The 12,630-nt window shown below is 53.7% G+C and carries 12 protein-coding genes and 1 tRNA gene; 4 read left to right on the top strand and 9 right to left on the bottom strand.

The window, feature by feature from the left end:
- The first annotated feature begins 114 nt into the window (after nt 1-114).
- The gene (locus AC5Q5A_RS13480; protein ID WP_493895589.1) at nt 115-531 is read left to right on the top strand and encodes an MAPEG family protein; all 417 of its coding nucleotides are present in this window, start codon (nt 115-117) and stop codon (nt 529-531) included.
- Nucleotides 532-663: 132 nt separating this feature from the next.
- Nucleotides 664-1,422, top strand: a complete 759-nt coding sequence (locus AC5Q5A_RS13475; RefSeq protein WP_493895588.1) for an SDR family NAD(P)-dependent oxidoreductase — start codon at nt 664-666, stop codon at nt 1,420-1,422.
- Nucleotides 1,423-1,662: 240 nt separating this feature from the next.
- Here the strand turns inward: AC5Q5A_RS13475 and AC5Q5A_RS13470 are convergent, their stop codons facing one another.
- From AC5Q5A_RS13470 to guaA, 4 genes are all read right to left on the bottom strand, one after another.
- On the bottom strand, nt 1,663-2,229 hold the full coding sequence (locus tag AC5Q5A_RS13470; protein WP_493895587.1) for a YdcF family protein: 567 nt from the start codon (nt 2,227-2,229) through the stop codon (nt 1,663-1,665).
- A gap of 20 nt (nt 2,230-2,249) precedes the next feature.
- Nucleotides 2,250-3,314 (bottom strand): pseudaminic acid synthase, encoded by a 1,065-nt coding sequence (gene pseI, locus AC5Q5A_RS13465; protein ID WP_493895586.1) that lies wholly within the window; start codon nt 3,312-3,314, stop codon nt 2,250-2,252.
- Nucleotides 3,301-3,918 carry a formyltransferase family protein gene (locus AC5Q5A_RS13460; protein ID WP_493895585.1) on the bottom strand — a complete coding sequence of 206 codons (618 nt, stop codon included), beginning with the start codon at nt 3,916-3,918 and terminating at the stop codon, nt 3,301-3,303. The genes pseI and AC5Q5A_RS13460 overlap by 14 nt, the downstream gene beginning before the upstream one ends.
- A gap of 152 nt (nt 3,919-4,070) precedes the next feature.
- On the bottom strand, nt 4,071-5,624 hold the full coding sequence (gene guaA / locus AC5Q5A_RS13455) for a glutamine-hydrolyzing GMP synthase (protein ID WP_493895584.1): 1,554 nt from the start codon (nt 5,622-5,624) through the stop codon (nt 4,071-4,073).
- A gap of 290 nt (nt 5,625-5,914) precedes the next feature.
- Here guaA and AC5Q5A_RS13450 point away from each other — a divergent pair, with 290 nt between their 5' ends.
- Nucleotides 5,915-6,208: a hypothetical protein gene (locus AC5Q5A_RS13450; protein WP_493895583.1), complete on the top strand. Its 294-nt coding sequence runs from the start codon at nt 5,915-5,917 to the stop codon at nt 6,206-6,208.
- Nucleotides 6,209-6,339: 131 nt separating this feature from the next.
- On the opposite strand, the gene AC5Q5A_RS13445 is transcribed toward AC5Q5A_RS13450, so the two are convergent.
- From AC5Q5A_RS13445 to AC5Q5A_RS13425, 5 genes are all read right to left on the bottom strand, one after another.
- Nucleotides 6,340-7,677 carry an RsmB/NOP family class I SAM-dependent RNA methyltransferase gene (locus AC5Q5A_RS13445; RefSeq protein WP_008892167.1) on the bottom strand — a complete coding sequence of 446 codons (1,338 nt, stop codon included), beginning with the start codon at nt 7,675-7,677 and terminating at the stop codon, nt 6,340-6,342.
- 199 nt (nt 7,678-7,876) lie between these two features.
- A complete protein-coding gene (guaB, locus tag AC5Q5A_RS13440) occupies nt 7,877-9,343 on the bottom strand; it encodes an IMP dehydrogenase (RefSeq protein WP_064782292.1) in 1,467 nt (488 codons plus the stop codon).
- 197 nt (nt 9,344-9,540) lie between these two features.
- Entirely contained in the window at nt 9,541-10,065 is a 525-nt protein-coding gene (locus tag AC5Q5A_RS13435; protein ID WP_040824713.1) for a PAS domain-containing protein, read from the bottom strand.
- A gap of 188 nt (nt 10,066-10,253) precedes the next feature.
- Nucleotides 10,254-11,060, bottom strand: coding sequence for an RlmE family RNA methyltransferase (locus AC5Q5A_RS13430; protein WP_008892170.1), 807 nt, complete (start codon nt 11,058-11,060; stop codon nt 10,254-10,256).
- Between the two features lie 60 nt (nt 11,061-11,120).
- Nucleotides 11,121-12,248, bottom strand: a complete 1,128-nt coding sequence (locus AC5Q5A_RS13425) for a Ppx/GppA phosphatase family protein (RefSeq protein WP_008892171.1) — start codon at nt 12,246-12,248, stop codon at nt 11,121-11,123.
- A gap of 308 nt (nt 12,249-12,556) precedes the next feature.
- Here AC5Q5A_RS13425 and AC5Q5A_RS13420 point away from each other — a divergent pair.
- Nucleotides 12,557-12,630: transfer RNA gene (locus AC5Q5A_RS13420), tRNA-Gln, on the top strand.

Raw genomic sequence — 12,630 nt, 5'->3', positions numbered from 1 at the left:
CGATCTGGCACCACCCGATCCTTCACCGCTCGCAATTTAAAAGTCGCCACAACTGATCTATCAACTGTCCAGAGAACGTAGGTCATACAACCAGCTCAAAGATCAGGTTTGCCAATGACTTACGAATTAACCATTCTGGTTCTTAACGCACTTCTCTGCCTCGCCTTCCCATGGGCATATAACTATGCCTATGCCAAGCAGCCTGGTGTGGGCAGCAAGCGCCTCATGGGCAACCGTGACTCCCTGCCCGAACGGACTGGCATGGCCGCACGCGGCGTGCGAGCCCATCAGAACCATCTGGAAAACCTTGTTCCCTTTGCGATTATCGTGCTGACGGCACATGCCATCGGTCTGTCCAATGGCATTACCGTTGCCTGCACCACCATCTTCCTTGTGGCACGCCTTGCACATGGCGGTTTCTATCTTGTTGGCATCACCCGACTTCCGGGCATCAATGGCGTGCGCTCGATTGCCTATTTCGTCAGCCTGTTTTCGATGCTGGTTTACGCGTCCCAACTGTTTTTCGCCTAGATTTCCCGGATGATTTACATCTGCGATGGATCATATGCTTGCCGGGCGTCCTCGGTTTTGCCTAAATGACGACAAACAATGCCGCGCACAATGCAGCGGCAACAGGGAACGCTTCAGGAAAGGACGTTTTACATGACGCAGAAAGTCGCATTGGTCACCGGGGCCGCACGCGGAATTGGCCTTGCCACCACCAAACTGTTTATCGATCAGGGCTGGAAAGTCGCCATGATTGATCGCGACGGACCAGAACTGGATGCTGCGTCAAAAACCGTTTCGGATGTCGCTTCGGCCTTTGAGTATGACGTCTCCGACCCCGCACAGGTTGACCAGATGGTCGATGCGGTGCTTTCGGCTTTTGGGAGGCTTGATGCCGTTATCAACAATGCCGGTGTTGCCGATTTTTTGCCGGTCGAGGATACCAGCTTCGTCACCTGGCGCCGGATCATGGAAACCAACCTTGATGGCGTGTTCCTTGTCTCCCAGGCGACCATACCGGCACTCAAGGAAACCAAGGGTGCGATTGTGAATATCGGCTCGATCTCCGGCCTTCGGGCATCGACACTCCGCGTGGCCTATGGCACATCAAAGGCAGCGGTCATTCACATGACCAAACAACAGGCCGCCGAACTTGGCGAATATGGCATTCGCGCCAACTGCGTCTGCCCGGGCCCGGTCAAAACTAAACTGGCGATGGCCGTCCACTCGCCTGAAATCATCTCCGCCTATCTTGACGCCATGCCGCTGGGACGTTACGGCACTGAAAACGAAATTGCCGAAGTCATTCACTTCCTCTGCTCTGAAAAGGCAAGCTTTGTTACCGGACAGATTGTTGCCGCCGACGGTGGGTTCGAAACCACCGGTGTCGGCCTACCCGCCCTTCGCAGAGAATAAAGGCAATGATCCCATGCGCCCGCTTCGCCTGATCATCGCATTGACCGCCATATTGACCCTGTCGTCCTGCCTGACATTTAACTGGCAGCGCAGCGTGCAGCAGGCTTTGTCAAATGCTTGCAACTCCAGCGGGGATTGCGGGTCAGAAGGGCCGGGTTCGAACTAACTTCGAAATAAACGGCGCTTCCTTCGCATGTTCCGTTTCCTAGTCTCCATTCCGCAATACTAATTCTTAGTCTTCTATAATGAGGGATATATAGCCCCATTGTAGAAAGGATGTTTGGTCACCAGAATTCTGAAGATATCCTCATCTGAAGTTAAGTCCGCCCCTTCAAAGGTCGAGCGAAAAGCCAGCAGTGACGCCGTTTCATGTGCTGCGATTGCCTCGTCATTGTTATTTGGCACATCAACACCGAAAACATCAATTTGGAGGCTAGCCCCGTAGAAGCGGTCGAATATTTCGCTTGTTCGCCTAACATGATATCCGCTAGTCACAACCAACAACCGCGTGAACCCCATTTTGCCAACGATGTTACGCTTAACGAAATAGGCATCACCTACCGTATCCCTCGAATTGATATCAGTAAGTACGCAGGCTGGGTCGAGATGATGTTTATCGATCACAAAATCCCTGATCACCTCTCCGATCTTGAGATCAGAGTCGTCTCGATAATCCCATCCGGTCGTGATGAAGTGACTGGCTTTAGTTTCGCGGAAAAGCGAAACAGCCAAGTCTACACGTTTTTTTGTTTCTTCACCCAGTTCTCCATTGCGCTCCATCAAATGCGCCAGAACAAGAACCGCCATAGAATGGTTTGATCTATTCTTCATTTTGCGGGACGTGAAATTTTCTCAAAGGTTACACGATCGCCACTTGTCACGTCTTCTGTAACCGTCGCTCCAATAATTTCTGGCAGATATTTGGGGGATAAACCAAATCCAGGCCGGATTCTGCGGACGTGATGATTATTGATCACGTCACCTTTTTTAAGATCTTCGACAAAATACAGCGATCTTCTAAAAATCCTGTTTTCTGTTTCGGCTTGCGCGCGTTTGAATTCGGCGTTGCCAAGCGCAGAGAATGCGTCAGTTGTAGCTTCAACCAAATCCTTCATTTCGTTCGGCTCAAGCGAGAAGGCGCTATCTACGCCTCCTTCTGACCTATCCAACGTAAAATGCTTTTCAATGACAGATGCTCCGACTGAGGTCGCCACGATGCTCGCTACGTTACCAAGAGTATGGTCAGACAAGCCAACCTCAACCCCAAACTCCTTTCGCAGGAACGGTATGTTATTGATATTCGATTGTTCGATCGGAGCTGGATAGCTGCTAATGCAGTGAAAAATGGCAACTTGATTGCAGCCGTTCAACCGCGCAGTTTCAATGGCCTCACCAACCTCTTCGAGGCTTGCCATTCCTGTTGACATTAACATCGGCTTACTTTTTTTGGCGATGTACGCAATCAAGGGCAGGTCAACAAGTTCGAAAGAGGCAATTTTGTAAGCGGGGGCACCAAGTTCTTCAAGAAGGTCCACTGCCGTCTCGTCAAATGGTGAAGAGAAAAGCGTAACCCCGATCTTTCTGGCATAGGCAAACATTTCTGCATGCCACTCATACGGGGTGTAGGCTTCGCCATACAGATCGTAGAGCGTGCGCCCTTTCCACAAGCCCTTCTTGATCTGAAAATCTTCCTTATTGCAAGGGATTGTCATCGTATCAGGCGTGTAGGTCTGAATCTTGACTGCATCAACGCCAGCCTCTTTAGCAGCCTTGATGGTTTCAAGTGCGCGCTCAAGCGAACCGTTATGGTTCGCAGACACTTCAGCAATTATATAAGGCCTGTTTGATCGGGAAATTTCCCGCCCATCAATGCAAACGTTATCTATTGCCATTTTGTCCCTCAATAATTTCTCGTAACCTCGCTATCTCGGTTTCGATTTCACTATTCCAACCGGCAAACTCGCGAGGCAAATCCTTCACATAATGCTTGGTACCTTCCCCACACTGAGGAACCGCTCTCCATTTGCCCGCCAACAGCTCGTCGAGATGAATAACGAAAAGCTCCTCAATCTCTGATACCAAGCGTCGGTGTGCGTCAGAGAAAGTAACTTCTCCTGCATCAAAAGTTACCTTTCTCTGGTAAATAACAGGCCCGGTATCAAGACCATCATCAATAAGGTGTATGGTAACACCTGACGGCGTGTCATCGAAGAAAGACCAAAAACCGGGATGAGCCCCTCTGTTATAAGGGAGATAAGAGATGTGGAGGTTCATAATCGGACAGGTGATGCGATTAAGCGTGTTCTGGCTTATTATGTGACGATAGCCAAAACTTACAATCAGATCGTAGTCGACTTCTTCTATTGGATCGACTGAATGATCAACATCACACCCGGCCTCTGAGAGAACATCAATAAGAGATGTTTGGTCTCGATCATATCCCAGAAAAAGAACACGTTTGGACGAGCTTTGCTGGCCAGATTGGGAGCTTGCCATTTTGCCTGCTGCCTGAAGATGACTAGAGTTAAACAACGACCGTAATTCAATAAACTATTGCGGCTAAAATTATCTCTTCCAGTTGAAATCAAGCAGAAGCCAAAGCCTTCTTCAAAGCCATGGCTTCTGAGATTTTCTAGCTAGCCGAAAACCTATTCCCACTCAATCGTTCCCGGTGGCTTCGAAGTAAAGTCATAGGTCACACGGTTAATGCCGTTAACTTCGTTGATGATCCGGTTGGCGATGCGGCCAAGTAATTCCGGCGGGAACGGGAAGAAGTCGGCGGTCATGCCGTCGGTTGACGTGACTGCGCGCAGTGCACAGGCGTAATCGTATGTACGACCATCGCCCATCACGCCAACGGTGCGGACTGGCAGAAGCACGGCAAAAGCCTGCCAGATCGCGTCATAGAGCCCGGCATTGCGGATTTCTTCGAGATAGATCGCGTCTGCCTTGCGCAGCACATCAAGCTTTTCACGCGTGATCGGCTGGCCCGGGATACGGATGGCAAGACCCGGTCCAGGGAACGGGTGACGGCCGACAAAGCTGTCGGGCAGCCCCAGTTCACGGCCAAGGTCACGGACTTCGTCCTTGAACAGTTCACGAAGCGGTTCGACCAGCTTCATGTTCATGCGTTCCGGAAGGCCACCGACGTTGTGGTGTGACTTGATGGTGACCGACGGACCGCCGGTAAAGGACACACTTTCAATCACGTCGGGATAGAGCGTGCCTTGTGCCAGGAAGTCTGCACCACCGATTTTCTTGGCTTCTTCTTCGAACACTTCGATGAAAAGACGGCCAATGGTTTTGCGTTTTACTTCCGGGTCGGTTTCGCCTTCGATGGCACCGATGAAAGTTTCAGACGCATCAACATGCACGAGCGGAATGTTGTAATGATCACGGAACAGGGTGACGACCTGATCGGCCTCGCCCGAACGCATTAAGCCATGATCTACAAACACACAGGTGAGCTGATCGCCAATCGCTTCGTGGATCAGAACCGCGGTGACGGAGCTGTCAACACCGCCCGAAAGACCACAGATGACCTTACCATCGCCGACCTGTTTGCGGATTTTGTCAATCGCATCGTCTTTATAGGCATTCATGGTCCAGTCGCCAGAACACCCGGCAACACCATGGGTGAAGTTCTTGAGAAGCTGCGCACCATGCGGGGTGTGGACCACTTCCGGGTGGAACTGAACGGCATAGAATTTCTTTTCGTCATTGGCGATGGCGGCAAACGGTGCGCCTTCGGATTTACCAACAACGCGGAAACCATCGGGCAACGCGTCAACGCGGTCGCCATGGCTCATCCAGACCTGTTCGCGGGCACCCTCGGCCCAGACACCTTTGAAAAGATCGCAATCTTCGATCACATCGACAAAGGCACGACCGAATTCACGATGATCAGAGGTCGCAACCTTGCCGCCCAGCTGATTGACCATGGTCTGCTGACCATAGCAAATGCCCAGAACCGGCACGCCGAGCTCAAACACCTTTGCCGGTGCCGAGGGGGCCTTGTCCCAATGGACAGATGCCGGGCCACCCGAGAGGATCACGGCCTTGGGGGCATATTCATCCAGGAACGCATCCGAGATGTTGTTAAAAGGATGGATCTCGCTATAGACACCGCTTTCGCGCACGCGACGTGCGATCAGCTGGGTGACCTGGGATCCGAAATCAATAATCAGCACGCGATCAGTCATCGGGCCGTATCTCCGTCGAAGATTGGGTTGCGCCGTACATACGCCAAACCATCGTGATGGGCAACCCGGCGCAGATGGTCCCCCAACGATGCATTCAAAAAACTTGTCTTGTTGTTACGGGTGTCGCGGTGCAATTGCGGCGGATTTGCGCGCAGAGCACCCCGAAAACCCCACAATTGGTCCCTTTTTTCCGCGCAATGGGCGCGCAGTATCTGTCCTAACGGAACGCGGGAAACACCGCGTCCAAGCACGAGCATCAAACGATTGATCAACGCAAGGGACACATCATCATGAGCACTTCCACCGGTAGCAAAATCGCCATGGCCATTGCTGGCCTTATTCTGATTGCTGGCACGGCGACCGCAATCGCCATGACCCAGAAAGACGGCGGCACCAGCCTGCCCCTGATCGGTGCTGAGGAAACCGCACCTGCGCAAAACGGCAAAGACCTGATCCCTGATAGCGCCGAAGAAATCGTTCCGGGTATGAAAAACCTTGAGAACGGCGACGCATCCAAAGGAAGCGACGGTAGTGCAACTGGCGCCGGCACCATCTTTGACGAGCCGGTACAGACCACCGAATAACGCATAAGCGCGTTGACGGTTAAACAAAATCGGCCCTGCGAGCATCACTCGCAGGGCCTTTTGATTTGCAGGCAGAACAAGGGCGGTCTGAGGCTGGGACTGGGTTCCATATGCCATTACCGCCAGTGTCATTACTTTACCTTGCCTTTTGCGGTGCGCTCGAACACCGCAACAAAGAAACCGTCCGTTCCATGCACATTCGGCGACAAACGCAGCCACGGCTTGTCCTTGCCGCCCGGTACAGGCACTGATTTTGGCGCATCCGGCCAGATTTCGTTAACCGGCACCGGTTTGAAATCCTTACGATCACGCATGAAGGTTTCGATCAGACGTTCGTTTTCCTCGGGCATGATCGAACAGGTCGCATAAATCAGGCGCCCGCCCTTGGTGACCTTGGCGGCACCGGCCTTAAGGATTTTGCTTTGTTCAGCCATCAGGCCGCGCAGGTCACGCTGCCCAATCCGCCAGCGCAGTGCCGGGTTACGACGCAGCGTCCCAAGGCCCGAGCACGGCACATCAAGCAACACCCGGTCAAAGAAGCCCGACTTGTTACGCAGCCAGCTGTCACGTTCATCGGCAATGATGCGTTGTTGGATGCAATCACCTGCCCCGGCACGACGTGCACGTTTGCGCGCATTGTCCAAACGACCGCCATGGGTATCACAGGCAAGAATACGGCCCTTGCCACGCATGTCCGCTGCAAGACCAAGCGTCTTGCCGCCACCGCCCGCACACATATCCAAAATCGTCATGCCCGGCTTGGCGTCGACCAGATGAACACAAATCTGCGATGCTTCGTCCTGAATTTCGATCAGGCCGTCTTTGTAGGCGGCCGTAACCAGCATGTTCAAACCAAGTGGTAAACGAAGGCCATTGGGGGCATAGGGCGTGCGTTCGATATCCTTGATGCCATCAGCCTTCAGCGACTTGATCGCATCTTCCACAGTACCGCGCAGGCGGTTCACACGCAGATCAAGTTTGGCAGGCTGGTTATACGCCGCCATTTCTGCTGCAAGGTTTTCGTGATGCAGCTTCATCAGTTCGGTATAAAGCCATTTCGGCAATTCGGCCTTTACCGCACCGGGCTGCGCATCATGATCAAGTGTTTTGCCCGAAAGCTTGTTGATCAGATGCTTTTCATTGGGACGCAAAATATCGGGGCAGAATTGTTCGCCACAGAAACGGTCTTCGATGTCGCTGGTGGTCAAACCGTCATGCAACACCAGATCGGCGATCATGCGCGCACGACCGTCCTGGAACTGATAATCGCATTCCGCCAGCCACCAGCCCAGACGCGCCTGATGACGGATCAGGTTATAGAAACGTTCGCTGATTTCACGACGATCCCCGCCGCCGATATACCGGCGTGATCCGAAATAGCCTGACACAACGCGGTCGGCGTCATCTCGGTTATGGGTCCAGCCATCGTAAAGTTCGATAACGGCTGCTATGCGGGCACCGGGTTTCAAAGCGTAAAATCCAACCTGTTTGCGGGTGAAAGACTGCTTCGCATATGGGAAGCAAACAATCACTCTACGATAAAAAAGCTGATGACGGCAGGAAGGCCTGCCGTCATCGAAATTTGAATGCGCCTCATATCATGGCAAAGACCATTCGCCAACAGCGTCAAACGCAAGGCTGGTCAGCCAATCAGCAGGCGCAAGTCCATCAGCCGCCCGGACGATAGTTCGGCGCTTCACGGGTGATGGTCACGTCGTGTGCATGGCTTTCGCGCAGGCCCGCATTGGTGATGCGAACAAATTCTGCACGTTCGCGGAAGTCCGCAAGCGTTGCCGAACCGGTATAGCCCATGGATGCCTTAAGACCGCCAACCAGCTGATGGATGATCTGACCAGCCGGGCCTTTGTAAGGAACGCGGCCTTCGATGCCTTCGGGAACCAGTTTGAGGTTATCCTGAACATCCTGCTGAAAATAACGATCGGCCGAGCCACGTGCCATCGCACCGACCGAACCCATACCACGGTAGGATTTGTAAGAACGGCCCTGATACAGGATAACTTCACCCGGTGCTTCGTCGGTACCGGCCAGAAGCGATCCAACCATGCAGGTGCTGGCACCGGCCGCCATCGCCTTGGCAATGTCGCCAGAAAACTTGATGCCGCCATCAGCGATGATCGGAATATCAAGCTTATGGGCCATTTCACCACATTCAAGAACAGCAGTCAGCTGCGGCACGCCAACACCGGCAACAATACGTGTCGTACAAATTGATCCCGGGCCGATACCGACCTTGACCGCATCTGCACCGGCCTCTGCCAGCGCCTTGACAGCGTCTGCAGTGGCGACGTTACCGGCAATAATCTGGGTATCGCCAACCTGGGCCTTGATCTGCTCAACCGCCTTGATCACGCCGGCCGAATGGCCGTGTGCGGTATCAATAACCAGAACGTCCACACCTGCCTCAATCAGGGCAGCGGCGCGTTCAAAGCCGGCCTCGCCGACACCGGTTGCTGCGGCAACGCGCAGGCGACCGCTTTCATCCTTACAAGCGTTCGGGTGGAGTTTGGCTTTTTCGATGTCCTTGACCGTGATCAGGCCCGTGCAACGATAGGCTTCATCCACAACAAGCAGCTTTTCGATGCGGTGTTGGTGAAGAAGTTTCTTGGCTTCGGTGGTGTCGACATTCTCGGTGACCGTGACCAGACCTTCGTGGGTCATCAGTTCGGAAACCGGCTGCGAACGGTTGGACGCAAAACGGACATCGCGGTTAGTCAGAATGCCGACCAGCTTGTTCGAACCACGTTCGACAACCGGAATACCGGAAATGTGGTTGGCATCCATCAGGTCGAGCGCATCGGCAAGCGTTTGATCAGGATGAATGGTGATCGGGTTGACGACCATACCCGATTCGAACTTTTTCACGCGGCGAACTTCTTCGGCCTGCTGTGCGATATCGAGGTTCTTGTGAATGACCCCCATGCCGCCATGCTGTGCCATGACAATCGCCATTGCACTTTCGGTAACGGTATCCATTGCCGAGGAAAGCAGCGGGATTCTGAGTTCAATATTCTTGGTAATGCGGGTGTTGGTCTGCACCTGAGCAGGCAGCACTTCTGATGCTGCGGGTTTGATCAATACGTCGTCAAACGTCAGGGCTTCGGCAATGCGGGTCATCTGGCCACCTCGTTAATCTGAGTTGGCGCGGAATTTATACACGTTATGCCCCAAATGCCAAGTTTTGTGCGCCCATAACAGCCCTGTGATTTTATTGATGCTTTATTTTGCGCATTCCGTTAGAAACTGGTCGATGGGGCTGCCGTCAGGCGAGCCCCTTTTTCATTTTCGCATATGCAAGCCTTGGAAACGCAGACCTAAAGGCTAAAGACAAACTGGTCGTAATCCATGCCAGCGTCATTCAGCAGGTCAGTGACCATCTTGATCCCGCGCGCCATGCCTTCCTTGCGGTTGGCCTCCTTGGCCTCTTCTTCACACAGCGCCTTGTAAAGCGGGATGACCTTTTCGACCGCATCACGACGCGGCACGCGGCGGTTGGAATGATATCCGATGATCTTGCCATCCGGACCGAAGCTTGGCGTAACGTTTGCCAAGACCCAATAATGGTCGCCATTGGCACTGCGATTGATCACATAGGCGAAAATCTCGCGCCCGGCCTCAATGGTTTGCCACAGCAGGGCAAAGACCGACCTTGGCATATCGGGATGGCGGATGATGCTGTGTGGCTGACCGAGGATATCGCGTTCACGGTATCCGGCGACACGCAGGAACGTGTCGTTGGCATATGTAATCCTGCCCTTGAGATCGGTCTTTGAGACGATGATCTCATGCTCGTCAAAATGACGTTCGACCCCTGTCAGGCTAAGATTGTCCTGTTTCATCAGATAAACCCCACAAGCAATGGCCACCCCACATGGCCCGTTCCACCCGGAATGCAAGATTAACTTCTTGCCACCTTGATCATTAACGCCTTGGGCGCGATCAGGGTTTGATGTAACGCAACAATGCCTGAAGAATTATAACTATTCCAGTCTATCCCATTGTGGATATTGGAATAATTTATTGATGTCTATTCGATCGGCGACCAGTTGTCGTCTTCGCGGATTTCGGCATTCTTGATGTCGTCCTCGGCGTTATTCTGGCCGCGGAAACCGGTTGCGATCAGATAGGCCTCGGGACTTTCGGGGCGGGATGCTGGCGGTTTGGCGTGCTTGGTCACGCGGAAGTTCTTTTTGACACGGTCAAGAAGCTCGTTCTCGGTACCGCCCTTGAACACCTTGGCAATGAAAATGCCGCCCGGTGCCAGAACTTCCTCGGCAAACAGCAAGGCATGTTCGACCAGATCAATAATACGAATGTGGTCGGTCTGACGGTGGCCGGTGGTTTCCGGTGACATATCGGAAATCACGGCATCAACCGCGCCCTGCAATTCGTGCTTGATCATGTCCGGCGCCTTGGGATCAAGGAAATCGGCCTGCAAACAGGTCGCACCCGAAATGCCTTCCCATTCAAGGATATCAAGGCCGACAACCTGACCCTTGCCATGTTTGGAGCCGACCATATCCACCGCCACCTGCGTCCAGCCGCCAGGGGCCGCACCAAGGTCAACGATGCGCATGCCCGGTTGCAGCAGATCAAACTGGTTGTTGATTTCAATCAGCTTGAAGGCCGCACGCGAACGATAGCCAAGACGCTTGGCTTCCTGCACATACGGGTCATTAAGTTGGCGATCAAGCCAGCGGGTCGAGGAAATCTTGCGCCCCTTGGCACTTTTTACACGCGTACGCAGGCCACGGCGTGCGCCGGTGTCGATGGCTGCAATGGCCGAACCCTTGCGGCGGCGCTGCCCGCCTTTTCCGCTGCGATTGTCGCTCATGATTTATCCTGAACTGAATTCTGTTTTGGCCAGACCTGCCGGGACATGGATGTCAACCGATCAGGAAGAAGCCGGAATATGCGACACTGTATGACGGCGTGCGTCGCATGGGTCAATAGCGTGGCCATCTGCGCGCATCAAATCGACCAGAATGCCTTCGCGAAGTCCGCGGTCGGCGACCTTAAGCGTCGCCAAAGGCCAGATATCACGAATCGCGGCAAAGATCGCCGCCCCGGCATCCATCAGTTCGGCGCGCTGATTGCCAATGCACGGATGGCCCTTGCGTTTGTCCGATCCCATGCGCAGCAAAAGCTCGGTCACGCGTTCGGCATCATCAAACCGCAAATCAGAACCATCAACCTTGTGACGTTCATAACGTTCAAGACCAAGGGCAATGCCACAGAATGTGGTGACGGTCCCCGAGGTGCCAACCATCTGAACCTTGTCATCATCAAGCATGTCCGAGCAGCAATTACGCTTGGCAAATTCTTCAAGACGCTGGCGGATTTCGGTGCGCATGGCTTCAAACCGTTCGCGGCGTTCCTCGACCGTGGCATAACGTTCGGTCAGGCACAGAACACCGCACGGCATGGACAGGGTTTCAATGCACTGGGTCTTGCCGGTCTTGTCGACCTTGATCCAGCAGATCTCCGTACTGCCACCGCCAATATCAAACACCACCGCATAGGGACGCTCATCCAGAAGGGCCGAGCAGGCCTGAAGCGCCAGACGGCTTTCCTCATCCGGATTGATGATATCAAGCGAGATACCGGTTTCATCGAAAACGCGACGAACAAATTCATCACGGTTATTGGCAGTCCGGCAGGCCTCGGTCGCAACGGCACGAAGCTTTGCCCCCGGATGACGGCGCAGTTTTTTGGCACAGACCCGAAGCGCATCAATCGCCCGATCCATCGCCGCCTCACACAGATAGCCCTTTTCGCGCACACCTTCGCCAAGGCGCACGACACGCGAAAAGGCATCAATCACCTTAAAGCCATCATTGCACGGACGCGCGACCAGAAGCCGGCAGTTTGAACTGCCCAAATCAATCGCGGCATAAAGCGGGGCTGTAATGCAATCGACGATGCGCGATGACTTTGCGCCACCGTCGGGGACCTGAACGGCGGTTCCCGGTTGCGGCATGCCCGGTTTGTCGGGGCCATCAAGCACGGCATGCCCGCCCATTGCAGCGCCGCCTGCCGGGCTGCTGCCCCTGTGCGAGTTGCTATGGGGGGATTGGTGCTTCACCGTTCGAAAACCTGCCTTCTGTTACGCGCATAATTTCTATATTGCGGATCATCATGATATTTATGTGACGATCTCGCGAATCAACTATATGAGTGTAACGACAATCCCCGGCAAGGCAAATCCCGTATGCGGTAATCGCATGGTTGACCAGATGGAAACAAAAAAGGGGTTGCCAAAACCGGGCGGGTTTTATACATAGCGGCCCACACCGCGCCGCACGTCGCACACGGTGGACCAAGTTTTGTTGGGGAATAGGTTAACGGTAGACCTACGGACTCTGACTCCGTCAGTCCTGGTTCGAATCCAGGTTCCCCAGCCA

It is taken from the genome of Thalassospira sp. CA1 (assembly GCF_059052855.1).
This window is presented reverse-complemented; position numbering and strand designations above follow the sequence as displayed.